Annotated in this window: 24 protein-coding genes and 1 pseudogene; 10 read left to right on the top strand and 15 right to left on the bottom strand. The window is 74.8% G+C overall.

Features of this window, described 5'->3' with window-relative positions:
* Positions 1–109: 109 nt before the first annotated feature.
* The 4 genes from ADL22_RS16410 (at position 110) to ADL22_RS16395 (ending at position 3,478) form a co-directional block, all read left to right on the top strand.
* On the top strand, positions 110–1,243 hold the full coding sequence (locus ADL22_RS16410) for an MFS transporter (protein ID WP_234430733.1): 1,134 nt from the start codon (positions 110–112) through the stop codon (positions 1,241–1,243).
* Positions 1,244–1,284: 41 nt separating this feature from the next.
* Positions 1,285–1,683: a RidA family protein gene (locus tag ADL22_RS16405; RefSeq protein ID WP_066979302.1), complete on the top strand. Its 399-nt coding sequence runs from the start codon at positions 1,285–1,287 to the stop codon at positions 1,681–1,683.
* A gap of 177 nt (positions 1,684–1,860) precedes the next feature.
* Complete coding sequence (locus ADL22_RS16400) at positions 1,861–2,868, top strand: CPBP family intramembrane glutamic endopeptidase (protein WP_199836311.1); 1,008 nt, start codon at positions 1,861–1,863, stop codon at positions 2,866–2,868.
* Between the two features lie 46 nt (positions 2,869–2,914).
* A complete protein-coding gene (locus tag ADL22_RS16395; RefSeq protein ID WP_066979301.1) occupies positions 2,915–3,478 on the top strand; it encodes a hypothetical protein in 564 nt (187 codons plus the stop codon).
* Between the two features lie 84 nt (positions 3,479–3,562).
* On the opposite strand, the gene ADL22_RS16390 is transcribed toward ADL22_RS16395, so the two are convergent.
* Positions 3,563–4,498, bottom strand: coding sequence for an alpha/beta hydrolase (locus ADL22_RS16390; RefSeq protein WP_066979299.1), 936 nt, complete (start codon positions 4,496–4,498; stop codon positions 3,563–3,565).
* A gap of 53 nt (positions 4,499–4,551) precedes the next feature.
* A complete protein-coding gene (locus tag ADL22_RS16385; protein WP_066979295.1) occupies positions 4,552–6,003 on the bottom strand; it encodes an amidase in 1,452 nt (483 codons plus the stop codon).
* Positions 6,004–6,128: 125 nt separating this feature from the next.
* On the opposite strand from ADL22_RS16385, the gene ADL22_RS16380 reads away from it, so the two are divergent.
* A complete protein-coding gene (locus tag ADL22_RS16380) occupies positions 6,129–6,752 on the top strand; it encodes a TetR/AcrR family transcriptional regulator (RefSeq protein ID WP_066979293.1) in 624 nt (207 codons plus the stop codon).
* A gap of 34 nt (positions 6,753–6,786) precedes the next feature.
* Here the strand turns inward: ADL22_RS16380 and ADL22_RS16375 are convergent.
* Positions 6,787–7,401: pseudogene (locus ADL22_RS16375) on the bottom strand (AraC family transcriptional regulator); the annotation flags it as partial.
* Positions 7,402–7,429: 28 nt separating this feature from the next.
* Between ADL22_RS16375 and ADL22_RS16370 the strand changes: the two are divergent.
* The gene (locus tag ADL22_RS16370) at positions 7,430–8,731 is read left to right on the top strand and encodes an MFS transporter (protein ID WP_079064173.1); all 1,302 of its coding nucleotides are present in this window, start codon (positions 7,430–7,432) and stop codon (positions 8,729–8,731) included.
* A gap of 25 nt (positions 8,732–8,756) precedes the next feature.
* Here the strand turns inward: ADL22_RS16370 and ADL22_RS16365 are convergent, their stop codons facing one another.
* From ADL22_RS16365 to ADL22_RS16355, 3 genes are all read right to left on the bottom strand, one after another.
* Positions 8,757–9,035, bottom strand: a complete 279-nt coding sequence (locus ADL22_RS16365) for a hypothetical protein (protein WP_066979291.1) — start codon at positions 9,033–9,035, stop codon at positions 8,757–8,759.
* A gap of 139 nt (positions 9,036–9,174) precedes the next feature.
* Positions 9,175–9,831, bottom strand: a complete 657-nt coding sequence (locus tag ADL22_RS16360) for a response regulator transcription factor (protein WP_066979289.1) — start codon at positions 9,829–9,831, stop codon at positions 9,175–9,177.
* Positions 9,824–11,002, bottom strand: a complete 1,179-nt coding sequence (locus tag ADL22_RS16355; RefSeq protein ID WP_159048676.1) for a sensor histidine kinase — start codon at positions 11,000–11,002, stop codon at positions 9,824–9,826. The genes ADL22_RS16360 and ADL22_RS16355 overlap by 8 nt, the downstream gene beginning before the upstream one ends.
* A gap of 229 nt (positions 11,003–11,231) precedes the next feature.
* Between ADL22_RS16355 and ADL22_RS16350 the strand changes: the two genes are divergently transcribed.
* Positions 11,232–11,732 carry a hypothetical protein gene (locus tag ADL22_RS16350; protein ID WP_066979284.1) on the top strand — a complete coding sequence of 167 codons (501 nt, stop codon included), beginning with the start codon at positions 11,232–11,234 and terminating at the stop codon, positions 11,730–11,732.
* A 70-nt stretch (positions 11,733–11,802) separates the two neighbouring features.
* Here the strand turns inward: ADL22_RS16350 and ADL22_RS16345 are convergent, their stop codons facing one another.
* The 7 genes from ADL22_RS16345 to ADL22_RS16320 form a co-directional block, all read right to left on the bottom strand.
* Positions 11,803–13,311, bottom strand: coding sequence for a carboxylesterase/lipase family protein (locus tag ADL22_RS16345; RefSeq protein WP_234430722.1), 1,509 nt, complete (start codon positions 13,309–13,311; stop codon positions 11,803–11,805).
* A gap of 198 nt (positions 13,312–13,509) precedes the next feature.
* Entirely contained in the window at positions 13,510–14,679 is a 1,170-nt protein-coding gene (locus ADL22_RS16340; protein ID WP_066979281.1) for a macrolide family glycosyltransferase, read from the bottom strand.
* A gap of 80 nt (positions 14,680–14,759) precedes the next feature.
* Positions 14,760–14,981: a hypothetical protein gene (locus tag ADL22_RS16335; RefSeq protein WP_234430721.1), complete on the bottom strand. Its 222-nt coding sequence runs from the start codon at positions 14,979–14,981 to the stop codon at positions 14,760–14,762.
* Between the two features lie 46 nt (positions 14,982–15,027).
* A complete protein-coding gene (locus ADL22_RS36680) occupies positions 15,028–16,314 on the bottom strand; it encodes a lanthionine synthetase LanC family protein (protein ID WP_066979278.1) in 1,287 nt (428 codons plus the stop codon).
* A 110-nt stretch (positions 16,315–16,424) separates the two neighbouring features.
* Positions 16,425–16,580: a hypothetical protein gene (locus tag ADL22_RS35385; protein ID WP_159048675.1), complete on the bottom strand. Its 156-nt coding sequence runs from the start codon at positions 16,578–16,580 to the stop codon at positions 16,425–16,427.
* Positions 16,562–19,561 carry a lantibiotic dehydratase gene (locus tag ADL22_RS16325; RefSeq protein ID WP_159048674.1) on the bottom strand — a complete coding sequence of 1,000 codons (3,000 nt, stop codon included), beginning with the start codon at positions 19,559–19,561 and terminating at the stop codon, positions 16,562–16,564. Before ADL22_RS16325 ends, ADL22_RS35385 begins: the two co-directional genes overlap by 19 nt.
* A complete protein-coding gene (locus tag ADL22_RS16320) occupies positions 19,558–20,646 on the bottom strand; it encodes a thiopeptide-type bacteriocin biosynthesis protein (protein WP_066979273.1) in 1,089 nt (362 codons plus the stop codon). Before ADL22_RS16320 ends, ADL22_RS16325 begins: the two co-directional genes overlap by 4 nt.
* Before the next feature lie 391 nt (positions 20,647–21,037).
* Here ADL22_RS16320 and ADL22_RS16315 point away from each other — a divergent pair, with 391 nt between their 5' ends.
* On the top strand, positions 21,038–22,771 hold the full coding sequence (locus tag ADL22_RS16315; RefSeq protein ID WP_066979270.1) for a hypothetical protein: 1,734 nt from the start codon (positions 21,038–21,040) through the stop codon (positions 22,769–22,771).
* Positions 22,768–23,349 carry a hypothetical protein gene (locus ADL22_RS16310; protein WP_079064171.1) on the top strand — a complete coding sequence of 194 codons (582 nt, stop codon included), beginning with the start codon at positions 22,768–22,770 and terminating at the stop codon, positions 23,347–23,349. The genes ADL22_RS16315 and ADL22_RS16310 overlap by 4 nt, the downstream gene beginning before the upstream one ends.
* Here the strand turns inward: ADL22_RS16310 and ADL22_RS36990 are convergent.
* Positions 23,346–23,606 (bottom strand): hypothetical protein, encoded by a 261-nt coding sequence (locus tag ADL22_RS36990; protein WP_420711569.1) that lies wholly within the window; start codon positions 23,604–23,606, stop codon positions 23,346–23,348. The genes ADL22_RS16310 and ADL22_RS36990 overlap by 4 nt on opposite strands.
* A 265-nt stretch (positions 23,607–23,871) precedes the next feature.
* On the opposite strand from ADL22_RS36990, the gene ADL22_RS16300 reads away from it, so the two are divergent.
* Complete coding sequence (locus ADL22_RS16300) at positions 23,872–24,240, top strand: SH3 domain-containing protein (protein ID WP_066979264.1); 369 nt, start codon at positions 23,872–23,874, stop codon at positions 24,238–24,240.
* 20 nt (positions 24,241–24,260) lie between these two features.
* On the opposite strand, the gene ADL22_RS16295 is transcribed toward ADL22_RS16300, so the two are convergent.
* A complete protein-coding gene (locus ADL22_RS16295; RefSeq protein ID WP_066979261.1) occupies positions 24,261–25,238 on the bottom strand; it encodes a peptidoglycan-binding domain-containing protein in 978 nt (325 codons plus the stop codon).
* Positions 25,239–25,247 lie beyond the last annotated feature (9 nt).

Genomic DNA, 25,247 nt, shown 5'->3' with positions numbered 1-25,247 from the left:
CGGGGAGTCGGACACGGCGGTAACGGGTCGGAGGGCGTCCGGGCCGGGGCGACGCCTGCGGGCGGGGCGGGTCGCCACCTTCGCCTACTTCGCCCTCAACGGCTTCCTGATGGGGATGTGGATCGTCCATATCCCGGGTGTCGAGCACCGGGTCGGCATCGGCCATGCGGTGCTCGGCTGGCTTCTGCTGCTGCTCGGCGCGGGGGCCTTCGCCGGGATGCAGCTCGTCGGGCCGCTCACCGACCGTTTCGGCGCCCGCGTCGTCGTCCCGGGCAGCGCCGCGCTGTGCGGCCTCACCCTGATCCTGCCCGGCCTGGCCGGAAACGCCTGGACCCTGGGCGCGGCCCTGCTGCTGCTCGGCCTCGGCAACGGCTGTCTGGACGTCAGCATGAACGCCCACGCCGTCCAGGTGGAGCGCGGCTACCGACGCCCCGTCATGTCGGCCTTCCACGCCACCTTCTCCCTGGGCGGCGTGCTCGCCTCCCTGGTGGGCGCCCGCACCCTTGCCCTCGGGTGGCAGCCGGCGACGACCCTCGGGGCGGCCGCCCTCCTCGGCCTGGTGGTCACCGGGCTCGCCGCGCCCGCGCTGCTGCCGGCCGCCGAACGGGACACCGACGCCACCGGGCCGGCCGGCCCGGAAGCCGCTACTCCCTCCACCGCTCCCGGCCGTCGCACCACTCCCCGCCACATCTGGGTACTGGCCGGCCTGGCTCTGATGATCATGCTCTGCGAGGGTGTGGCCAACGACTGGAGCGTGCTGCACCTCCGTACCGTCCTGGACGCGCCCGCCGCCACCGCCGCGCTCGCCTACGGGGCCTTCGCCACCGCCATGACCCTCGGCCGCCTGCTGGCCGACCGGGCGGCCGGCCGCTTCGGCCCGGTCGCCCTCCTCCGCTGGGGTGCCGCCGCGGCCGCCACCGGACTGGCCGCGGCGGCCGTCTCCCCCTGGGTGCCGCTGGCCCTGGCCGGCTGGGCGGTGTTCGGCGCCGGTCTGTCCGGCTGCGTACCGCAACTCTTCAGCGCAGCGGGCCACTTCGACCCGGACCGCGCCGGCGCCAACGTCTCCCGGGTCGCCGGCCTCGGCTACCTCGGCATGCTCGCCGGCCCCGCCGTCATCGGACCACTGACCGAGGCCGTACCGCTCAACCTCGCCCTCTTCCTCCCGGTGGCGTGCTGCGTGGTCGCCGCCGCCACGGCCGGCGTCCTGCGCAGCGGGAACTCCGAGGCGGGTGCGCGACGTTGAGACCGATGACGAGGCACGAAACAGACGAGGGAACGACAGACATGACGGAACACATCGTCCGGCCGGACGGCGCACCGCCGGTCAACGGCTACAGCCACGCGGTGGCCTTCTCCGGGCCGATGGTCGTGGTCTCCGGACAGGTCCCGGTGGACGCGGCGGGCCGGCTGGTCGGCGAGGGGGATTCCGAAGCCCAGATACGCCAGATCTACGCGAACCTCGACACCGCCCTCAAGGCCGCCGGTTCCGGCCTCGACCATGTGGTGAAGCTGACCGTCTTTCTGACCGATCTCGCGGACCTGGACACCTTCCGGCGGGTCCGCGACGAGCATCAGAACGCCGCGCGTCCGCCCGCCTGTTCACTGGTGCAGGTCGCCGGCCTGGTCAACCCGGCCTTCCGCGCCGAGGTCGAGGCATGGGCCGTGATCCCGCCGGCCTCCTGACCGCCACCCGCCCTCGTCCCCCATCGGCTGCCGCAGGCACGCGACGGTGCTGGGGCCGGGGGCCTGGGGGCCGGTGGCCCGGGGGCTACCCCCAGCCCGGCCCTCCGGATCCCAGCAGGAAAGGCCGTGGGGTCGGCGGGATTCTCCCTCCCCCCAAGGCATCCATAGCGTCGCTCCATGACGTACTCGCAACCCTTCTCGCAATCGTCCTCGCAGGCGGCCACACGGCGGCGCGGGCCGGTGCTGTTCCTGGCGCTGGCCTGCCTGGGCATGTGGCTGGCGATGTCACCGCTGCTGATCGGCGGCTTCCGGCGCGGTGACGCCCGCGAGGAGACCGGTGCGCTGGCGGAAGTCTGCATCGCCGCCGCGATGTTCGCGCCCGCCCTGGCCGCGCTCCTGGTGATCCGTTTCGTCGAACCGGGCGGCCGGGTGCGGGACGTGCTGGCCCTCCGCTGGCCCCGGCCCTGGGGGCGCGGCGTGCGCGCGTGCCTGGTGGGGCTCGCCGTCCCCGCGGCTCTGACGATGGCCGCCCTCGCTCTCGGCAGCGCCACCGGGAACTACCCACTGGGCGACCTCAGTTGGCCCTCGACGGTCAGCTGGGCAACCGGAACGCTCCTCAGCCTCCTGACCTCCCTCCCCCTCTTCTTCGGCGAGGAACTGGGCTGGCAGGGCTACCTGTTCCCGCGCCTGGCCCGGGCCGGGCATGGCCGCCGGCTGGTGACGGCCTACCTCCTCACCGGCGCCGCCTTCGCCCTCTGGCACCTGCCCACCCTGCTGATGGGCGGCCAGTACCCGGGCCGGCCGTGGTACGTCTCGGTGCCCGCGATGGTGATCAGCTGCACGCTGATCCTGCCGGTCTTCACCTGGCTGCGACTGCGTTCGGGCTCGGTGCTCCCCGCCGTCCTGGCCCACGCCTTCGTCAGCACCGCGAGCGTCGGCATGGTCAAGGCATTCGCCGACCCCAACGCTCCGCTGGACCCGCTGCGGATGGGCCTCACCGGCTGGCCCGGCTGGATCACGCTCGCCGCCCTGGTCGCCTTCCTGGCCCTGACCGGCCGCCTCCGCCTCCCGCCCAACCACCCGGCGCCCGCCCCCCTCGGTGCTCACCCCGCAGAAGAGCCGGCCGCCCGGAACCACAGCCCCCTCACGCCCCACCGTGCCGTTCGGAGCCGTACCGAACAGTAAAGTCATCAGCGTCCCACTCAAGAGCAAGAAGCCTCAGGAACGGTAATTGACTCCCTATTCCCTCGCGTTCTATGTCGATGTGGTGTCCTCCGGTACGGTTCTCGGTGCCCGGCCGACGGACAGTCCCGATCAGGTCACCGGCGTCCTGGGGCCGGAATTCGCCGAGAACTCCTTTGATCCAAGCGATATGTGGCGCGATTACGGGTTGGCGGAATTCTTCTGGTCTCGGGAAGATTCGGGACAGCCGTGGACCGGCCACCATTTCACACTGCAGGTGCACCGCCTGGCCCACGGCCGATGCGGAGCGCAGGTCAATGCGGAGATCCGCGACCGGTACGGCCGGTTCGCCCGCCGGCTGCGCTTCGACAAACTCCAGCGGTTGCTGCTCAAGCGCGGTACGCCACTGGTGGAAGTCCCCGAAGCACGGGCCAACTCGCCGTACTACCGCACCTATTGGCAGCCGGATTCCCTCGTTTCCGTCACGACGATCGCCGCTCACGGGGAGTATTCGACACCGGACAATCTGCGGATCGGCGATGTGTACAGCATCGGCGCGTTGATGACCCCCGACGAGGTGGAGTGGCGCCGGAAAGCCGACGCGTCCGGCTGAGCCCGAGGACGGCAGGGCGCGCGGCTCGGGCCACTGAGCTGCGACGAAGTGACCCATCCAGGGTCCTGCCAGCGCGAAACGGGGTCACAGGTCCGGCCGGGAGTCGTTCTTCTCGGCGTTCCCGAGGTGGGTGTCGAACCAGTCGATCGCGACCGTGGAAGAGAGTTCGGACTGCTGCGTGTAGGACAAGAAGTGGTTACCGTCCGTGAGAACGAGCTTTTTCGGCTCGCGGGCGCGGCTGAAGCCGTCGAGGGCAATGTCGGCGGGGGCGACGTCGTCGTCCTTGGCCACGAGCATCAGCAGGGGGGTGGGGGCGATGCGGGAGATCCACTGACCGGGTTCGTAGGCGCGGGCGCGGCGATTGGACTGAAGGGTCACCTCGTTCGTCCACGTGTCGTCCGGTGCCCGGTGCAGGTAGAAGTCGGCGGCGCCCTGCTGTGGGTAGACCGCCGGGGAGCCATGGTTCGTGCCGGTGTCGACGAAGGGTATGTAGACGGGCGGCTTGCCGGCCAGCTGGTCGCGTTCGTCCTGGTGGAATCGCTCTTCCAGGGCGCGTACCTCGTGGGGCGGGACGCGGCGCAGTCCGGTCTCGTAGCCGCTGATGGTGGGGGCCTGGGCGTAAACGGCTTTGATACGGCGGTCGGTGGCCCCGAGGACCAGGGCGTGACCACCGGCGTAGCTGAATCCCCAGATGCCGATGCGCTGTTCGTCGATTTCCCTGCGTGTGCCGAGATAGGTGATGGCCCATCGCCAGTCGGCGATCTGCTGGTACGGGTCGATGTCCTGACGAGGTGTGCCGCCGCTGTCGCCGAAGTTGCGATGGTCGTGGAGGAGAACCGCGTAGCCGGCCTCGCTGAAGCGGCGGGCTGTGTGCTCGATGCCGTGATGGCGGGTGCCGCCGAAACCGTGGGCCATGGTGATGGCGGGCAACGGCTTTTCGGCGTTCTCGGGAAAGAACAGCCAGGCGGCCAGTTCGATGCCGTCGGGCAGGGGAATGCGCACGTCGATGCGCTCAACCATGGTTGATACTCCTTCACCAATCGATCGCGCTCGCATGCGCGAGAGAGCGTTCTTCAGCGGCCTGGGTGGTCCCCTGCCCATACCGTGGGGGTTCGGCCTGACCACGGACTTGCCTGTTCCAGTTGTCCGGCGAGGCGGAAGAGCCGGCTTTCCAGGCCATATCCGGCAGCGAACTGCATACCGACCGGGAGCCCCGTCCCGGCGTCGGCCGTCACGGGTACGGACATCGCGGGCGTGCCCGCCACGTTGAACGGCATGGTGAACGGCGACAGGTCATTGATGCGCTCGATCCAGCCGAGGCCGTCCAGTGTCTCCGCGCCCTCGGTATGGGTGCCCAGAGGCAGTGGAAGCTCCGGCAGGGTGGGCGTGAGGAGGATGTCGTACGCGTCGAAGTACCGCGCCAGGCTTCGGGCCACCCGGTTCCGCATCGCGAGAGCGGTGAGGAATTGCGCGCCGCCGACCCGCTGCCCGTAGTGGTAGCCGGCGAGGGTCGCCGGCTCAAGGGTCGAGGAGTCGATGGGACGGCCGAAGGCGGCGGCCAGCCCGTCGACCAGGGTGGTGAGGTTCACTGTCATGAGTCGGGCATTGGCCAGGACGAATTCCTCCCAGTCGGCGCCGAGGTCGACCTCAGCCTCGTTCACCTGGTGGCCGAGGGATTCAAGCAACCGCACGGTGCGGGAGAGGGCGTCGGTCACCGGTGCGGCAGTGCGGCGTCCGCCCCACGCCTGGGCGAGGACACCGATGCGCAACGAGCCCGGATCACGGGTGACTTCCTCCGCGTACGGCCGTGACGGCTGCTGGGCGAAGTAGGGGTCGCCCGATTCCGGGCCGCGTATCTGGTCGAGCAGTACCGCACTGTCGCGTACGGTGCGGCTGACGCTGCCGTGCACGGCCAGGCCGTTGAAGACCTCGTCGATGTCGGGCCCCATGGAGACCCGGCCACGGGTGGGCTTGATCCCGAAGAGGCCGTTGCAGGCGGCGGGGATGCGGACCGATCCGGCGGCGTCGGTGCCATGGGCCATCGGGACCACTCCGGCGGCGACAGCGGCGGCCGCGCCTCCACTGGAGCCGCCCGCGCTCCGCTCCAGGTCCCACGGGTTGCGGGTCGCGCCGTACAACGCTGATTCCGTCGAGATGCCGTAAGCCATCTCCGGTGTCGCGGTGCGCCCGAATGTCACGAGGCCGGCCCGACGGAAGCGCCGCATCAGTGAGGAGTCGGCGCCGGCGACGTTACCGGCCGCCAGACGGCTTCCCAGCTCCATTCGCCTCCCGGTCATGGCCACCGCGATGTCTTTGATCAGAAAAGGGACGCCGGCCAGTGGTGTGCTGCCGGGGACAGGTTCGTCCTCGGTCGGCCAGGTCTCCACGACGGCGTTGATCTGCGGATCCACTGCCTGTACCGCCTCGCGTGCGGCTGCCTCCAGTTCGGCGGGGAGTACCTCGCCCTTGGCCACCAGCTCCGCCAGCCCGACCGCGTCAAAGCTCACGTATTCGGAAACTCTCACTGTCACTCCCTGACAAGAACGATACCGTCGAGCACCGAACGATACCCTACGGTATCGAAAGGGTCGGGCTGGTACCGTAAGGGGTGCGAACCCCACGATCGACCAGCCGGAGTGACGGAGTAGTCATGGCATCGACCCTCAGAAGGCCGAGCAGAGTGGCGAAGCTGCCGCCTCGTGAGCGCATTCTCGACGCCGCCGAAGAGCTCTTCCAGAGAGAAGGGATCCGGCAGGTGGGGGTCCAGGCGATCGCCGACAAGGCCGAGACCACCAAGATGGCGATCTACCGGCACTTCGAGACCAAGGACGCGCTGGTCGCGGAATGGCTGCGGATCGTCGCCGCCGACTATCAGGCGGCCTTCGACCGCGTGGAAACCGAATACCCCGACCAACCCGAGGAGCAGATTCTGGGCCTGGCCCGCTTCATCGCCGAGGGGCTGCCGGCGATCTCCTACAGGGGCTGCCCGTTCATCAACTCCCTCGCCGAGCTGCCCGACCGCCATCATCCGGCACGGCGAGTGATCGAGGAGCACAAGGCCCACCAGACCCGCAGGCTGACCGGCATGTGCGCCAGAGCCCGGATGCCCGACCCCGCACAGGCCGCGGCCGAGATCACCTTCGTACTCGAAGGGGCGCAGGTCAGCACACAGAACGGAAGCATCGATCAGACGGGAGACCGACTGATGAAGATCGTCGAGGGAATCGTGGACCGGCACCGCTCCCACCTCGGCGCACAGAGGGCGGCCAACTGACCGCCCCGCGGCGCCGGATCGCCGCCCTCGTGGCCTAACGCCCGGTTTCCGTCGCCACTGCCTGGGACATGTGGGCTCCGGGCGTGTGGCCGAAGGCGCGGCGGAAGACGTCGATGAACGCGCTGGCGGAGGCCCAGCCGCACAGGTGCGCCACGGTGGTGACCGGGGTGCCCTCGGCCAGCAGGACCAAGGCGTGGTAGAGGCGCAGTTGGGTGCGCCACTGCGGGAACGTCATGCCCAGTTCATCGCGGAAGAGCCGGGACAGGGTGCGGTCGCTCGCGCCGATCCGGCGGCCGAGGGCGGCGAGCGTGCGGTTGCTCGCCGGGTCGGCGCGCAGCAGGTCGCACAGCGCCGTCAGCCGGGGCGACCTGGGGGCGGGGAGATGGACGGGCTGCTGGGGCGAGGCCCGCAGCTGGTCCAGCAGAACGGCCCGCAGGCGTCCGCGTTCGGGGCTGTCGTCGTGCGGGGCGCGGGTGTAGGCGAGGATCAGCTCGCGCAGCAGGGGGCCGACGGCGAGCACGGTCGGCTCGTCCAGTCCGAGCGGATGGTCGGTGGCGGGCAGGCCGACCAGGTGCAACTCCAGGGTGCCGTGGGCCTGGTGGGCATGGACGGCGCCGGCCGGCACCCAGAACGCGCGGGTGGCGGGCGCGCCGAGACACCTCTCAACGAACTCACCGATGAACGCGGCGACGAGCGGAGCGGCGAACGCGTCGCCAGGCCCCTCGGCGAACGCGTCGCCAGGCCCCGCGGAGAACGCGGCGGTCCTGCTGCTGGCCGCCGGGCATGCCTGTGTCGACGTCCATCAGGGCGCCGTGGCCTCGCTCGTACCGTTCTTCGTCGCCGAACGCGCCTACTCCTACGCCGCGGCCTCGGGCATCGTGCTCGCCGCGTCGCTGCTGTCGTCGGTCGCGCAACCGCTGTTCGGCGCGCCCACCGACCGCAGGGCGCTGCCCTGGCTGCTGCCGGTGAGCACGCTGCTGGGCGGACTGGGCATCGCGCTCAGCGGGCTGTCCGGTGCGTACGCCTGGACGCTGGCGTTCGTGGTGGTGTCCGGGGTCGGGGTGGCGGCGTACCACCCGGAGTCGGCCCGGGTGGCGCGGATCGCGGGCCGGGGCAGCCATACCGCGATGGGGTGGTTCTCCCTGGGCGGCAACCTCGGCTTCGCGGCCGCGCCGCTCCTGGTCACCGCCGTGGTCTCCAGTGGCGCTCTGCACCGGTCTCCGCTGCTGGCGATACCGGCCCTCGCCGGCAGCGTGCTCTGCCTGCCGGTGTTGCGCATGGTGGCCGCGAGGGGGACGAGGGCCGAGGAACTGGGCGGTGCATCAACTCCCTTCAAATGCAAGGTGGTTGATGGCGATGCGCATCAAACGTGGGATGACCGGGCGTCGTGCGTCCGGCTGGCGCTGGCGGTGGTCTGCCGCTCGATCGTCTTCATCGGGCTGATCACCTTCATCGCGTTTTATGTGCGGCAGCGCACGGGTGGCGGGCCGGCGGCGGGTACGGCGGCGCTGTGCGTGCTCTACCTGGGCGGGGCGGTGGGTACGGTGCTGGGCGGCAGTCTGGCGAACCGCTGGGACCGGGTCACCGTCGTCCGCCGGTCGTATCTCCTCACGGTCGCGGCGGTCGCGGGCGTGGTCTGCGTCCCGGGGCCGGCGGTGTACCTGTTCGTGGCGCTGGCCTCGGCCGGTCTGTACGTCCCGTTCTCGTTGCAGGTCACGCTGGGCCAGGACTACCTCCCCAGCCGGATGGGCACCGCCAGCGGCATCACGCTGGGGCTGGCCGTCAGCGTCGGCGGGCTCGCCAGTCCGCTCATCGGCGGCCTCGCCGACGCCACGTCGCTGCGTACGGCCCTCACCCCGCTGATCGCGCTGCCCGCGGTGAGCTGGCTGCTCCTCCGTACGCTGCCGGAGCCGGTTCCGCCGGCCTCGCTGACCGCCGCGCCCGGCCCGGCGGCCGCCGCCCCCGAGCCTCGTACATGACGGCGTACTGGGACTGGGGGCGGGGTCAGGTCGCGTCGCCGTCGTCCGAGGCCGGGGTGCCGCGGCGGCGGCTGAGCAGCGTGGTGCCCAGGACCACGAGGCCGATGGCCACGACCTTGGCCGCTCCGTAGAGGCGGGTGTCGGCCAGGGAGCCCCCGCCCCAGAGGAAGACGTACGCGGCCAGGCCCAGGCCGAGGACGAGGAGCGCGGCGCCGCCGATCGGGCCCAGACCCGCCCACCAGGGGCCGTGGCCGACCGGAGTGCGGTCGGGGTCGGCGGGGGCGGCGGGCTGCTTGTCGGTCACCGGTTCTCCTCGGCGGCGGGGGACGGAGGCGTGGGGGCGGCCCGCCCAACGGCCGGTGCTCCCATGATCAAGACGCGGTGGGCCGTCCGGCGGTTGCCCCGCCCACGGCCGCCCTCGGCCCCGGCACCCACGGCCGCCCTCAAAGCCCTTCCTCGCGCACCCGCTCGACCAGGGCCGCCGCCTCCGCGCGTCCGCTCACCCGGAGTTTGCCGAAGAGGTTGTTCACATGGGTCTTGACGGTGGCGACGGAGACGTGGAGGGCCTCGGCGATGGCGCGGTTGGTGCGGCGTTCGGTGAGGAGCTGGAGGACCCGGGTCTCCTGGACCGTCAGGGAGTGGGCCGCGGCGAGGCGTTCCAGGGCGGTGCGGTGGGTCAGGCCGCGGACCATGGCGGAGGCGATCTCGGGGGCGAAGGTGCGGTGGCCGTCGGCGGTGGCGGTGAGCGCGGAGACGATCTGGGCGCGTCCGGCGCTCTTGGTGAGGTAGCCGGCCGCGCCCGCGGTGAGCGCGCCGGCGATGGACTCGTCGTCGGCGTAGGTGGTCAGCACCAGGACCGCGGGCGCCGGGTCGAGGGCGGACAGGGCGCGGGTGGCGGTGATGCCGTCGGTGCCGGGCATCCGCAGGTCCATCAGCACCACGTCGGGATCCAGGCGGCGGGCCAGGTCCAGGGCGGTGGCGCCGTCGGCCGCGGCGCCGACGACCTCGATGCCGGGTTCGTGGGCGAGGATGGTCACCAGGCCGTCGCGCACCGCGGCCTGGTCGTCGGCGACGATCACCCGGATCGGTCGGTCACGCATAGGGCACCCGGCATTCCACGATCCACTCTCCGTTCGTCGGGCCGGCGGACAGTCTGCCACCGACGATCCGGGCCCGCTCCCGCATCCCGGGGATGCCGTGCCCGCCCGCGAGGCGGGGCTCGGGCGCGGTGCCGGGCGGCGCCAGCGGGTTGGTGACGCGCAGCAGTACGGCGTCCCGGCCGGCCTCGACCAGGACGCCGGCCGGCCGCTGCGGGGCGTGCTTGCGGGCGTTGGTCAGCGCCTCGACGGTGACGGAGGCCAGGACCTCGCTGACCGGGCCGGGCACGCGGGCGGCCTCGCCGCGTATCTCGACGTCCACCGCCATCCCCTGGGCGCGGACGCCCGCGGCGATCTCGCCGAGCGCCGCGTCGATCCCGGCCGGCAGCCGGCGCAGCGCGTCCACCGCGTGCTTGGCGGCCACCAGGCCGTCCGCGGCCATCTCCCGGGCGGTACGCACCCGTCGCAGTACGTCGGGGTCGGCGCCGCGGGCGGTGGAGACCGCGTCCAGCGCGTCCAGCTGGATCACCAGGCCGCCGAGCGAGTGGGCGAGGACGTCGTGCAGATCGCGGGCGATCCGGGCGCGTTCCGCCAACACCGCGGTCTCCGCCCGCCGTTCGGCCCGGTCGCGTTCGGTGCGGCGGTCCAGGCCGTTCACCCGGGACAGCAGGCCGAAGCCGAAGCCGGTCACGGCGGAGATCAGGACCGCGACGGCGACCGGGGGCCCGCCGCCGGCCGCGCCGTGCGCGAGGACGAAGCCGAGGATGCCGGCGGCGAGCACACCGGCGATCCACGGCGCCGGGGTCTCGACGGCGGAGAGGAGGAGGAACAGTCCGGCCGAGCCGACGAACGCCGGTGCGGACGGGTTGGCGGGGCTGAAGCCGGCGCACACCGCGCCGCCGATCAGGAGCACGCTCCACGCCACCGCCGGCCACGGCCGGGGCAGCACGTGCCGGACGGCCGTGGTGGCCGCCCACAGGCCGAGCAGGGCGCCGAACGCGGCCGTGACGCCCGGCGGGTGGTCGGACGGGTGGTAGAAGACCACGGCGAAGGCGATGGCCAGGGCGTTCAGGGCGATCCGGCGGAGCCGGGACGCGTCGAGGCCGGCCCGGAAGCCACCGGCCCTCGGGCCGCGGGTCCCCAGGGCGGGGGCGTGATCTTGATCGTTCGGCACCCGGACATTGTGGCGGCGGTGGCCCGGCACCCCTGCTCCCGGGGACGGGACCCCGCTCCCGGGGGACGGGCTCACCGTCCCCCGGGCCGGCGATCTCCACCCTTTTCTCCACCCCGGTGGCTGATCCGCCGGCCCGGGTCCGGGGCGCAGAGTGGGAGGCGGGCGGGCTCATCCGCCCGCGCGCGGACGCCGGTTCGCGCGCCGTCACACGTACCGGAAGCCGGAGGCCATGAACGATCCGACCACCACCGATCTCGTCCTCACCGCCGCGGTGCTGCTGTGGCTGCTGTCCCGGCAGCTGCGCGAACGGCCGCTCCGGGAACAGCCGGTGGCGGGCCTGGTGCTGCTGGCCATCGGCGCGGTGCAGACCGGCTGGTACGCCACGGTCCGGCCGCTGTCCGTCCGGGACGGCGCGCTGGTGGCGGCGAGCCTGGTCATCGGGATCGCGCTGGCGGCGGTACGGGCGTACACCGTGCGGCTGGCGGTGCGCGACGGCCGGGTGACGCGGCGCGGGACACCGCTCACCGCGGTGCTGTGGGTCGCCGGGCTGGGGCAGCACTTCCTGATCGATACGCAGGTGGCGGCCGGGCTGGGCGCGGTGACGGTGCTGTGCTACTTCGGGGTGGTGCTGCTGGCGCAGCAGTGGGTGCTGGTGGCGCGGGCCGGGGCGGCGGGGCTGCGCGGGCCGTCCCGGGCGGCGGCGGCCGCGGCGGGCCTGCCCGGCCGCTGAGACCGGGGGCGACCCGCCGCCGGCCGAGTCGGACCAACTCGGCCTCCCGGCGGCGGGTGCGGTCCGCGGTTCAGCGCGGGTCGCCGCCGTCCGCCGGGGACGGTGCGAAGTGGCGGACGCTGCCGGGGGTGCCGGGCTCATAGGCGGCGATGCCGTGCGGGACGCCGGTGGTGACGAAGCCGGCGACCGCGTCGGCGAAGGCGTCGCCGAGGGCGCGGGCGGCGGCGTCCGGGCGGCCGAGCATGGGGCTGCCCCGGAAGGCGTCGAACGTGCCGAAGAGGAAGGGGAGTTCGGCGCAGTGGCAGGCGCCGAGGGGGTTGTCCGCGCCGGGCGCCGCGTAGTCGAACTCGTAGACGTACGCGGGGTGGCCGGCGGTGGCGTGGCGGTCGGCGATCTCCAGGGCGCCGGCGCGGAACTGCTCGTCGGTCTGGACGGCGATGACGATCCGGCCCGGAGTGGCGTCCGGGAGGCGGTCGGCGTAGCGCGCGTAGAGCCGCTCGGCCTCGCCGTCGCCGGGCGCCTGCCGGGCGAGGAGGTCCACGGCGCCGTCCCGGGTGAGGGACCGGATCGCCGGGTCGAGCCCCAGGAACGCGGTCATCTCGTCGCGGGTGGTGCCGATGAGCAGCGGTTTTCCGTCCAGGGCGCCCGCGGCGAGCGCGTCCGGAAAGGCCAGGGCGGTGCCGGCGCCGCCGAGGACGGGGTACATCGGCGGGGCGACACCGCCGGCGAGCTGGCGTGCCAACGTGCCGTAGGCGTCGATGAGTTGGCCGGCGGGCAGGGCGCGCAGGGCCGCGCCGGGGTCGGTGTGGTCCTCCGGTACGCCGAGGAGGCCGAGGTAGGCGCGGGCGTGCTCGGTGGCGCGCGCGGGGTCCTGCGGCGGCAGGCTCCAGGGACCGCTCTGCAGCAGGACGCGGTGGACGAGTCCGGCGGTCGCCGGGTCGGTGGCCAGGGCCAGGGCGGAGAAGGCGCCGGCGGACTGGCCGCCGACCGTGACGGTGCCCGGGTCGCCGCCGAACGCGGCGATGTTGTCCCGCACCCAGCGCAGCGCGGCGGCCTGGTCCCGGCAGCCGAGGTTGTCGGCGCCGATCTCCGGGAGGTGGAGATAACCGAGCGGTCCCAGGCGGTAGTTGGCGGTGACCACGACGAGATCGCCGCGGGCGGCGAGCCGGCCGCCGTCGTACCAGTCCCAGCCGCCGGAGCCGCTGCTGAAGCCGCCGCCGTGGAACCACACCAGGACCGGGCGGGGCCGGCCGTCCTCGCGGGCCGCCGCCGGGGCCCAGACGTTCAGCGTCAGGCAGCCGTCCTCGTCCCAGTCGGGGGTGCGGGTGCCCATGACGGCTTCGAGCCGGGACGGCGCCTGGGGCGCGGCGGGGCCGGCCTGCACCGCCTCCCGTATGCCCGGCCAGGGCGGGCAGGGCCGCGGCGGGGCGAAGCGGAGGGCGCCGACCGGGGACGCGGCATAGGGGATCCCGCGGTACGCCGCCGCCTCCCCTTCGAGCCGGCCCCGGACCCGGCCCGAGTCCGTCGCCACGACCTGGTCGCCGTGCTGCCCCATCTGCCCGCCGTCCTCGCTGGTCATCCGCCCTGCCCGCCTTCCGTGGCTCGCCTTCGCGGCGCGCCGTTCGCACCCATATGTCGCCTCTGGTGCTGCCGTTGTTCCTCGTTCCGTTCTATCCCGGCGGACACGATCAGGGCCAGCGGGACGGCGGGCGGGGCGTGGTGCGGGGTGGGCGGTGCCCCTCCGGGCCGGGCGGAGGGGCACCGCGCCACCGGGCGGTCAGCCGCCCAGGTACTCCTCGATCAGGTCGGCGCCGCGCACGGCACCGCCGCTCGACCGGACCACCTCGCGCATCCGGTCGAGGTTGGCGCGCACCTCGGCGCCGGAGGCGACCCGGTCGACCGCGGCGCGCAGCGACTCGGCGGTGAGGGTACGGGCGTCCAGCCGCTCGCCGAGGCCCAGCTCCCGCGCCCGCTCGGCGTTGGCGGCCTGTTCGGGCATCTGCGGGACGGCGACCAGGCCGACGCCGTAGTACAGCGCCTCCATCGTGGAGTTCATGCCGGTGTGCGAGACGAAGGCGGCGGCCCGCCGGAGCACGGCCGGCTGCGGGAAGCGGGAGCGGATGTCGAAGCACTCCGGGATCGGCCCGAGGGCGTCCGGGTCGACCCCGCCCACGGTCATCGCCACGTGGTACGCCCCGTCGCCGAAGGCTTCGAGGCAGGTGCGGTAGAACTCCGGCCGGTCGTTGAACACCGTCCCCAGCGAGATGAACAGCACCGGCTTGTCCGCGTCCGGCGGCGACCACTCCTCGTCCGCGCGGCTGCCGACCGAGGGCCCGATGAAGTGGTACCGCTCGTCGAACGTGTCACCGGCCGGCTGGAACTCCCGGGGTATGAAGACCAGATTGAGCTTCTCGGTGACGTCCATCTGCGCCGGGTCGAGCTCGACGCCGAACTCCGCCGCGAACTCCGCGCAGTCGGGGCCGAGCGCCTTCGCGAAGACGTTCTCGCCGCCGGGGCCGTGCGTGAACTCGGCGAACAGCGAGAAGTGCTCGTTCCCGGCGAAGTGCGGGAGGCACTGCACGGCCGGGATGCCCAGCTGCTCGGCGACGACCCGGGCCGACCAGTTCATCGCGTCGTAGCAGACCGCGTCCACCCGCTCGGTGGCGCAGTGGTCGCGCAGCACCGGGTAGGCGGCGCGCATACCGGCGAAGACATGGCGCAGGAAGGTGCCGAAGACCTCGGGTCCGAATTCGGTGGGCGGATCGATCGGCGCGATCGGCGGGAGTTCCACCCAGCGGGCGCCGGCCCGGGTGACGGCCTCGGCGTGTTCCGCGCTGGTGGCGTAGTCCACGCGGTGGCCGCGCCGGATGAGTTCTTCGACCAGCGGCAGCGTGGGGTTGACGTGCCCGTGGCCGAAGAGGGCTACGAATAACAGGTGTTTCGCCATGCGAAAATCCTACCGATCGCGGTTTTCGCCCGGGTCCCGGGCCCTGCCGCCCGCACAACCGCCGCCCGCCGGCGCCCCGTTCAGCCCTCGGTCGGCAGCCGGCGTACGAGATTGCGCGCCAAGTGGCGTGCGGCGTACGAGCCTTCGCCGCTGCCGGCGGCCAGCAGCCGCAGCAGTTCGACCGCCGCCCGGGCCTCGCGCAGCGTCAGCAGCGGCAGCCGCTCCTCGTCCAGATCCACCACACCGTCCACCAGGCTCAGCAGCCGGTCGTTCATGTCGCCCATGGCCGGGTTAACGGTCATTCACCTGCGCGGTTACGCAACCGGGGCGGGCGCGGCCGGGCCCGGCTCAGCGCAGGCCCAGGCACGGCAGCCAGGCGCGGTCGCCGCCGGTGGCGGTGAGCACCGCGCTCAGAGTGCCGGCCGCGCCGCCGAGCAGGGCCATCCGCTCCGCGCCGAGCGCCCGGATCTCCGCCCGCCCGCGGTCAAGATGGCCGAGGAGCCGGGCCCGCAGTACCCCGGCCGCCGGCAGCCCGGCGTGGCGGAACAGCGCGTCGGCGACGGCCAGCACGCCGGCGGCGCCGTGGCACAGGCCCAGGCGGTCGCCGGGGTGGTCGCCGAAGAGGTGGAACTCCTCGTGGTAGCCGGCGGCCAGACCGGCGAAGGCGTCGATGGCGAACTCGCGCGCCGCCGCGTCCGGTTGGGCGTCCGCCGCCTCCCACAGCGCCCAGCTGACGCCCGGGGCGCCGTAGCACCACGCCTGGCGGCGGCGGGCCCCCTCCGGCGGGGCGGCGGCCGGTCCCGCGCCGTCCCAGGAGCGGATGGAGCGGGCGTCGGTGAACGACTGGCGCCGCAGCCAGCCGCTCGCCCGCCCCAGCGCGGCGGCCACCTCCGGGCCACCGCGGTCCTCCCCGTGGCGGACGGCCGTGGCGAGCGCGGTCAGCAGGCCCGCGACGCCGTGGCCCATACCGGTGTTGACGCGCCCGTGCAGCCAGCCGAGGTGCGGGTGGCCGAGGTAGTGCGCCCGCAGGCCGCCGAGGTCGGGGGCTGCGCACAGGGCGGCCAGGGGGCGGGCGAGCCGGGTGAGGGCGCGGGCCCGCGACGGGCCGGGGGCACCGGGGCCGCCGGGCCTGTCCGGGTCGCCGAGGCGGTCGGGCGCGGCGGTGCTCAGGGCGAGGAGGGTGCCGGCCGGGCCGAGGATCAGGTCGTAGTCGCGGAAGGTCACCGCTCCGGGGACGGTCCGCGCGGTGCCGGCCAGGGTGCGGTCGAGGAGCCGGCCGGCCAGGCGGTCGGCGACCCGGTGCAGCTGCGGGTGGAGGGCGGCGGCGTGGCGCAGCCCGACGAGGGTCCCGGCCAGCCCGCCGTCGTAGAGGCCGGGGTGGCCCGGGCCGCGGCCGGCGGAGCGGGCCCACCGGGCGGTGGCGCGGGCCGCGGTGGCCGTGGCGGCCGGGTCGCCGCACTCCGCCACCAGGCGCGCGAGTACCGGAATACCCGGGTCCGAGGGGTGGCCGGCGGCCGGGTCCGGGGCCCGGGCGGTGCCGGTCCGCTCCGTCCACCGGTCGAGCAGCTCCACCGCGTCCTCGACGGCGTGCGCCCGTAGGCGGGTCTCCCGGTCGCTGCCGGTTGCCTGGCGCATGGTGTCCGGTTCTCCTTCCGCACGGGGAGCCGCCCGGCGCGGGGCCGGGCGGCTCGTCGGTCACTCAGTGGCACCGGTGGTCCGGTCCCGCAACCGCGTCAGCGGTTGACTCAGAGGCAGACGACCGCGGTGTTACAGATGATCACCGTGCAGACGCCGGAGCAGGCTTCGGTGTACGCCTCGGCGCTGGGCAGCTCGGACTCGGTGATCCGGGCGTCCAGGTCGTCGATGAGGGTGTCGAGTTCGGTCAGTTCGATCGTGGGCATGGTTGCCCTCCTTCTCTCGGTGTGCGGATCCGCCCCGGCGGGTGCCCGTCGCCGCGGGCGTCCGGGGTGGTCTGTGGGTCCGCCGCGGGTGGCGGCGGGCCGAGCCAGTCGCGCAGGGCCGCGGCGGCGCGGGCGGCCAGCTCCGCCGGCCGGGCGGCGCAGGGGACCCTGAGCTGGAGCTGCGCGGCGACCGCGGCGCCGTGGTGGAGGGCGTCCCGCACCGGCGAGCGGCCGGGCCCGGGCAGCGCCTCCTCGGCGATCAGCGGTCCGTCCGCCGCCGCCTCGCGCAGCCGTTCCAGCGTCCGCAGCGCGGGCAGCGCCGCCAGGTCGACGGGTACGGGCTTGGCGCCGGGCGCCGCGCGGACGAAGCAGAAGCGGGGCAGCCGGCGGGTGCGCCGCAGCACGGCCAGCGCGGTGACCTTGTCGGCCTCCGGGGCGCCGGGCGCCCACAGCTCGTCCGCCGCGATACGCCACTGCGCGGGGCTGACGACGAGTTCCCCGCCGACCGACAGCCGCGGTACCCGCCGGGCATCGGGGAACGCCCCGATGAGCCCGCCCAGTTGGACGACGTGCCGGGTGGCGGGGTGGGCGGCCGCCATCAGCAGCCGGGTGAGCCGGTCGTAGGGCGGGGCGGCGGTGCGGGTGGCGTGGTGGACGGGAAGGACGCGGACCCCGTCGGCCTCCGCGACAATCCGGGGGCCTTCGGTGCGCAGGGTGATCCGGTGGAGGGGGAGATGGCGGACGCTTCCGGGGTGGGCGGGGTCTGCGGGGTCCAGGGCGTCTCCGGGGTCCGGGGTGTCCCCGGGGTCCGGGGTTTCCTCAGGGCGCGCGGTGTCCCCGCCTCCCGCTCCCCCGGCACCCGAACTCCCGTAGTACAGCGCGGTGTTGGGGTCACCTGCGCACCACCGGGTGAGGACCGGGCGGCGGACGGCGTTGGCGGCGCGGGCGTCCAGCGGCGGGACCAGCACCTCGACGAAGCGGACGCCGACGGCCCGTTCGACGGCGGCGAGGAAGGCGCGGTAGGCGGCGGGGTTGGGGTAGCCCGGGTCCGCGCCCCGGCCCGCGCCCCGGTCTCCACCCCGGCTTTCGCGCGGTGTGCCGGGCGGGAGGGCGCGCCGGGCGCCCAGGGCCTCGGCGAAGCGGGCGTCGAGGACGCCGGCCGGGGAGACCGTCTCCAGGACGGCGACCGGCCCGTGCGGATCGCCGAGCGGGCGCAGCAGGCAGTCCGCGGGCCAGGCGGTGAGGAGTTCGGGGGCGGCGGCCGGGGCGCCCAGCGCGTCCAGCAGGGCGTCGTCCAGGTCGAGATGGTCCGCGTCGAGGCGGTCGGCGAGGTGGGCGAGGAGCCGGGCGTAGCCGGAGCCGGGCGTCCGGGCCGGGTGCCAGCCCTCGTACCGGGGGCGCGCGTTCCGGTCGTCCGCCGCGTTCCGGTCGTCCGGCCCGCTTCCGGCGTCCGGCCCGGTCCCGCCGTCCGGCCCGGCAGCGGGCGGCAGCGCCGTCATCAGATCGGCCACCGACCGCGGCTCGGGCCCGAGGTCCGCCAGGTCGGGGTGCGGCGGCCGGCCGGCCGCGGCGTCCGCCGGTTCGCGGTCGGCGGCGCCCAGGGCGGCCAGGCGGCCCGCGAGCCGCAGCCCCCGGGTGACGCGCTCCAGCGCGGCGGAACCGGGGCCGGTGCCCGGCACGCTGTCCAGGAGGCGGTACGAGTCGGTGAACCAGGTGGCGTCCTGGTCGGGTGCCGCCCGCTGGGCCGCCCGGCCGGGCGCGGGCTGCGGGGCGAGCGCCGGGGATATGCCGGGCGGGACGTCCGGGGTGCGGATCCGTCCGGCGGCCGCCCAGTCCAGGTGGCGCTGCCTGGGTGCGGCGCAGACCTGGAGCACGCCGAGCCGCAGCAGGTGCAGCAGGAAGCCGCGGAGCGCGGCGGCGGCCCGCCGGCGGCCGTCCGCGGTGGTGTGCCCGGGGGAACGCAGCCGGGCGGTGAGCTGCCGTTCGATCTCGGCGAGCGGGCGGGGGCCGGTGGCGAGGAGGGCCAGTACCGCGTCGAGGACGGGGGTGCGGCGCAGTTCGATCCGGCGCAGCCGGGCGCCGCCGGCCCCGGTGTCGACGACCGCGCAGCGCAGCACGCCCCCGGGCGCCGGCAGGTGCAGCGGGGTGAGCGCCAACGGGGTGGCGGGCCCCGCGGTGTCCGGGCCGAGGGTCCGCAGCCGGTCCCAGAGGAGGTGGACGTTCTCCATGGTGCTGAGGGCCAGCGGGCCGGCCTCGGCCCCCGGGACGAGCAGCCGGCCGCCCCCGGCGCGGTCCTGGTGCGGCGGGCCGAGGGGGACGGCGGCGAGCTGGCCGAGCCAGTCGCGCGGGGTGGTCTTGGCCGCGGCCCGGGCGGCCACCCGCCAGACGTAACCGGTGTATTTGCGCAGCCGCTTGCCGTGCCAGGGCTCGCCGGCCGCGGCCCGCCGGGCGAAGTCGGCGACGATGCGGGGCGCGGCGCCGGCGAGGTGGTTCCACAGCACCGGGTCGGTGTGCAGCAGGCCGAGCGCCAGCCGGCCGACCCGTTCGTGTTCGGCGGCGACCGCGGTGGCGAAGTCCTCCCGGACGGCGGCCAGGGTCGCGGCCCGCGCGGCCAGGTCGGCGAGGTCGTCCGCGAGCGCCGGGGAGAGGGCGGCCACGGTGGCCAGGACGGCGGTGTCCCCCGGGCCGGGGGCGGAACCGGCGTGCAGCCGGCGGCGGAGGGCGAGCACCGGGCCGCGCGCCGCGTCGGCCAGCGCCGGATCGGGGACGAGGTCGGTGCCGAGCCGATCGCCCAACGCCGCGGCGCGCACGGCCAGTTGGCGGGTCTCCTCCGCCAGGCCGGCGGCCCGGGCGAACAGCGGGCCGTTGCCGGCCGACGCCCACACCGCGCCCGGCAGCCCCGCGATCCGCAGCAGCGCGCTCGCCCCCAGCGCGCCGCCCGCGGCCCGGCCCGCGTCCGGCTCCCCCGCGCGGCCGCTCATCGCGCGCCCCCGTCGCCGCCGGTACACCCGTCACCGGTCCCGCCACCGCCCGTGGGCCCGTCGCCCGTACACCCGCCGCCCGCGCCACGGCCCGTACAGCGCTCCCCGTCCCCGTCCGCCGCGAGCGCGTCCGTCAGCAGGCACTGCCGGGCGAACGACATCCGGGCGCGGTTCCAGTGGAAGACCACCGCGTAGGCGGCGGCGCGGCGCGGGCCGGTGGTGGCGGCGCCCGCCTCGAAGTAGCCGGCGCGCCACCGCCGGGCGGCCTCGCCGACCGCCGCGGCCCGCGCGGCGAGGGCGTCCCGACGCTCCTCGGGGAACGCGGCGAGCATGCCGTCCGCGGGCCGCCCCCAGAACTCCCGGATGCCCGCGGCGGCCCGCTCCCAGGCCGCCCGCCCGCCGGCCCCGCCCCCGTCCCGGGCCGCGGCCGCGACCCGCCGGCCGGTGTGCTCCCGTACCGCCTCCCAGACGCCGCGGTGCTCCCACCCGACCACCCCGAGCCCCGCGAACATCTCCCGCAGCGTCAGCAGCGACAGCCGCCAGGCCGCGGCCTCGCCCTCCGGGGCGGGACACCGGCTGTAGTGGTCCAGCCAGACCAGCGAATCGGCCGTGAAGAGGCGGTGCACGAAAGGCATCGACGCGGCGCCGCCGAAGAGGTACCGCTCGGCCTCGTACACCGCGCTCCGCGGCGCTTCCCGCCAGCCTCCGCAGGCCGCCAGCCGGCGCGCCGCTTCCGCGCGCAGCGCCTCGCGCGCGGCCTCCTCCGGGGCCTCGAACCGCACCCGCAGACCGGGTTCCTTGTGCATGAAGAAGAAATTGCGCGCCAGTCCGGCATCGAGGATTTCCCGGGCCGCGGAATACAGCCGGGCGTGCGCCCGGAGCGGATTCTCCGGCGCCGGTGCGAGATTGAACTGCACCCAGGCCGCGTCCGCCCCCCGGTCCCGTACGGCGGCCAGTCCGGCGGCCAGGAAAGCCGCGCGGGCACTCGGGAGTTCGGCCGGGTCGGCGCATACGGGAAGGGTGTCGATTTCCAGGGCGCCCGCATGGCGGAGGCAATCCGCGAGCAGGTCGGCGACCATCAGCATCTGCTTTCCTCCGGCGCCGCGCACCGCATCCCCGCCGGCAAGCGGAGGCACGGGACGGAACCCTCTCGCTGCTCAACTCGCTTACGGACAGCCGATTCCCGGGATACGTCCCGACAAAGACATAATCCACATTGTTCATATGATGAACAGTTGTGCGCCGTGGGTATGCGGGGTTGCCGCCGGCGGTCCGCACCTGCCGCCGCTCCACCCGCACGCCCGCCCCGGCGCGGACCCGCGGCCTCCGACCCCCCAACTTCCGTCCGGCTACGGACAGTTGACCAATCGCCTGGTTTCCCTTCCGGGCCCGCCGGGCGGGCGGCATACTGCCACCAGAGCAACTCCCTCAACTCCTCACCACAGAGGACGGGAAAGATCACGGGGGTGCACCGACGTGTCCGTGCCCGAACAGCCCACCAGCTCCCCACCGGATACCGGACGGCGCTTCCGGCGCGCGGCCTCCGCGGACGAGGCGCGGCCGCGCAGCGCCCGGAGCGAGGCGACCCGGCTGCTGTGCGCGGGCGTGTACTTCGACGCGCAGTTCCGCACGGGCGTCATCCAGGAGCTGGTCGAGCACGCGGAGCGGCCGATCGCGCCCTCGCAGGGCTTCGACGCGCTGCCGGTGCTGGCCCACGCGCTGCGGGCCCGCCGCCGGGAGGCCGAGACCGGGCTGATCCTGCTGGCCATCTGGGCGGTGTTCATCGTGCTCGGGATGGCCGGCGTCGGCTCCGTGACCCCGCTGCCGTTCCCCTGGTGGCTGGCGTACGGGGTGGTCTGCGCGGTGTCGTGGTTCGCGCGCGGCACCCGGAGTTCGCCGTTCGCCCTCGGGCGCTCGGTGCTCAAGGAGGCCACCCGCGGCCGGCTCAAGGCGGTGCTGCCGGTCCTGCCGTTCGTGGCGGCGGTGTTCTACTGGGGTGCCGTGCTCTACACGCTCTTCCTCGGCGTCCCCGCCTGGGCGGCGGTGGTCTTCCCGCTCCTGATGGTGGTGCCGGTGTGGGCGCACCGGATGCACGTGGTGGGTGTGATGCGCCATCAGCTCAGCCGCGAGGCGTTCGCGACGGCGCGCCAGCCGGAGCTGCCGGCCGCCGGCCCGTATCCGCGCATCGGCGCCGCGATCGCCCGTGAGCAGCATGCGCCGCTGGTCATCTACGACCCGTTCCGGCCGTTCGTCGGCGCCGGTGAGCCGTACAAGCCGTGGTCGGTGGCGATGGAGCTGAAGCGGAAGGACTGGTCGGCGGACGACGCGGAGGCCGGCGCCGAGGGCCCGCCGCGGCCGAAGGTGCCGTTCGGCAAGCGGGAGAGCGCGCCGGCGCCGCTGACCGGCCGCGAGGTGGTCGAGCTGATCAAGCCCCGCCTGGAGGCGCTGCGCACCTCGGCCGCCGCCACCAGCCGGGACCGGCTGCGCTCGCTGGAGGTCGATGAGCTGGTCTACCTCCCGGTGGGGCTGCCGCGGGACGACGTGGACTACTCCGACGAGGTCGTCCAGGAGCATCTCGAACGGGCCGTCGGCGAGGGCGCCGAGGCCCGCCGGCACTTCCTGCGGGTGCGGGTCGGCGCCTGGGACGAGCAGGTCGCGATCTGCCTGCTGGTCCGGATCCACACCCAGGGCGGGATGCTGGTGCTGGAGGTCGTCCCGCACGTCCTGACGCCGGTGCGGCCGGAGTTCAAGTCGGTGGACGTGCTCGCGGCGCAGGAGTGGGACGACCGGCCGCGGGACGCCATCCGCGCGCTGCTGACCAGCCCGTCGGCGGGGGTCGCGGCCGGGATCTCGCTGTGCCGGACGGCGGTGTCGGTCTTCCGCACCTGGCTGGCGATGCCGGAATACGCGCTGCCGGACGCGCCGATGCGGTCGGTGCGGCAGCTGGGGAGCGTGAAGGAACTCTCGCTCTTCCAGGAGATGGACCTGACCCGGTACGTGAAGACCCTTCAGGACCGGATCGCCAACGGCGTGCAGGAGGCCCTGCACAGCAAGGGCTACGAGACCGGCGTGTTCGATCAGTACATCATCAACGTCGGTGAGGGCGGCGTGTTCATCGGCGGGATGAGCGGGGGCGCGGTCGCGGCCGGCGAGCGCGCCTCGGCCAAGCACCTGGACGGCAAGAAAGAGACGGGGGGCGGTCGCGGATGACCACCGGGGAACGGGAACGCGACGAGGGCTGCCCGCCGCCGGACGCGGAGCGGCGGGGCGGCGGGGGCAGCGGCGGCGGGATCAGTATCGGCGTGCTGACCGGCGGCGCGGTGGCGGCCGGGGAGCGGGCCGTCGCCGAGGACCGCTCGCGGCGGGACGGGCGGACGGCCGCGCCCCCGCCGCCGGCGGCCGGTGCCGTAGGCGCTGCCGTGCCGCCGCCCGGCGCCGGCGGGATCGCCATCGGCGCGATGGCCGGCGGCGCGGTGGCCGCGGGCGCGGACGCCAGGGCCGTGGACGCCTCGGCCCCGGAAGCGCTCGACGCGCCGCCGGAGCTCCGCGCGGCCCTGGCGACCCTGCGCGGCCAGCTGCCGCTGCTGAACGACTCCGAGGAGACCGCGGAGATCGACGCGCGGCTCGCCGATGCCGAGGAGGAGATCGAGGCGACCGGCCAGGTCCGGCGGGACCGGCTCCAGTGGCTGCGCGACCGCCTCGACCTGGGGGCGACGGCCGTGGCGGGGCTGGCCTCGGCGACCGCGGTCGTCCAGCAGATCACGCAACTCCTCAGCGGCCAGGGCTAGGAGGTGGTCGGTGTGTCCCAGTGGGACGAGGACGCGCAGGACTGGATCGGGCCGGCGCGGCCGCCGGGGCCGCCCCGGGACGTCCGGTCCCGCCGCTTGCTGGTCGCCGCGGTCGCGCTGACCGTGCTGCTCGCGCTGGCCGTGGCCGGGGTGTGGGAGCTGGCCCAGGACACGCTCGGCGGCGGGGACGACATCGTGCCGCCCACCTGGCCGACCCCGACGGACAGCTGGTCCACGCCCTCCGACAGCTGGTCCACGCCGTCGGATTCGTGGTCGACGCCGACGTACTCCTGGTCGACGCCCACCTATTCCTGGCCGACGCCGGCCTACAGCTACACCTGGTCGTTCCCCACCGGGTAGCGGGCCGCGCGCCCCGGCGCGCGCCGTGCCCGGACAGGTATGCGACGCGCTCCCGTGACGGTGAATTCCCCGGCGCGCCGCCGGTTCCGGGCCGCGGCCGGGGAAGCATCGCCTCACTCGCACGGTCCGGAGAGCCGGACCACCGCGACCGGGAGGTAGGCCATGACACACCTGTCCCAGATCCGCCGGGGCGCCGCCGCAGTGGCGAGCGCGGCACTGCTCTGCGGGGTCCTCGGCGCCGGCCCGGCCGCCGCCGCGGCCCCGCCCCCGGGCGCCCACGGAACGTACCAGGGCCGGGTGATCGCCAAGACCGGTCTCGTGCTGCGCTCCGGCCCCGGCACCGGCTACCGCGCGGTCGGCTCGCTGCCGTACGGCACGGTCGTCACCCTCGTCTGCAAGGTCAACGGGCAGAACGTGGGCGGCAATCCGCGCTGGTACAAGCTCGACGCGGGACGGCCCGCCTGGGGCGCGGCCCGCTATATCACCACCCTGGGGGAGGCGCCCGCCTGGTGCCGGGGCGACCGGCGCTGAGGCTCCGGCCGTCCGGCGGCTCAGCCCTCCTGTCCTGTGGCGCGCTCGGAGCGTACGGGCGGGGGCTGGGCCGCCATCAGCGTGCGCCAGGTCAGCTCGTCGGCCTCGCCGGTGGCCGGCAGGCGGTGGTCCCGCTGGAAGGTGCGCAGCGCGTGGCCGGTCGCCGCGGTGAACCGCCCGGTGATGTCGGTGGGGTGGCCGGCGTTGGTGAGCAGATTCTGCACGGCGCGCACCGCCGGCCCGTACGCGGTCGCGTCGACCCGGGTGACCAGCAGCGGCCAGGTGAGCGGCCCGACCTTGCCGTCCGCGAGCAGGCCCCGGGAGGTCTGGAACGCCTTGACGGCGGCGACCGTCTCGCGGCCGTAGATCCCGTCCGGCTCGACGTCGTAGCCGTGCGCGGCGAGGAGGTACTGCACGGTCCAGGCCCGCCAGTAGCGGTCGCCTTCCTGGACGAGCTTCCAGCGCGGTTCCGCGGCCGCGGCGGCCGGGGTGTCCGGGCCGATGCGGTCGGCGGACGGGGAGAGCGCCCACCACACCACCATGCCGGCCACCAGACAGGCCGCGGAGGACAGCAGCAGGGCGGCAACGGGTCGGCGCCGCCGGGTAGTCGGGGGTGTAGCGGCGGCCGCTCGTACCTCTGTCGGCGCGCGTCCTGACGCGGCCCGCTCCCTGAGCCCCGGCCCAGGCCCCGACCCGGCGCGCGCCGCCTCGCCGCGCGCCGCTTCGTACAGGGCGCGGGCCCGGGCCAGTTCGCCGGCGGGGGCCCGTAGCCGGGTGTGCAGGCGCTCGATCACCGGCCAGGGGGCGGTGGACGGGTGCCGCGGGTTGAGGTAGCGCGACAACGTGGCCTGGTCGACGCCGAGCTGGCCGGCCAGGGCCTGCTGGGTGGGCTTGGCGCGCCCGTCGCGCGCGGAGTTCTCCCACCAGCTTCTGAGCAGTTCCGCGAGCGCCGCTGCCGGCGGCTGCCCGCCGCTGTCCGCACCTGTCGCCGCCGCCATCCCCACTTG

Source organism: Streptomyces sp. NRRL F-4489, assembly GCF_001509485.1.
Taxonomy (GTDB): Bacteria; Actinomycetota; Actinomycetes; order Streptomycetales; family Streptomycetaceae; genus Streptomyces.
Note: the sequence above shows the minus strand (reverse complement) of the source record. Positions and strands in the feature narration are given on the sequence as shown.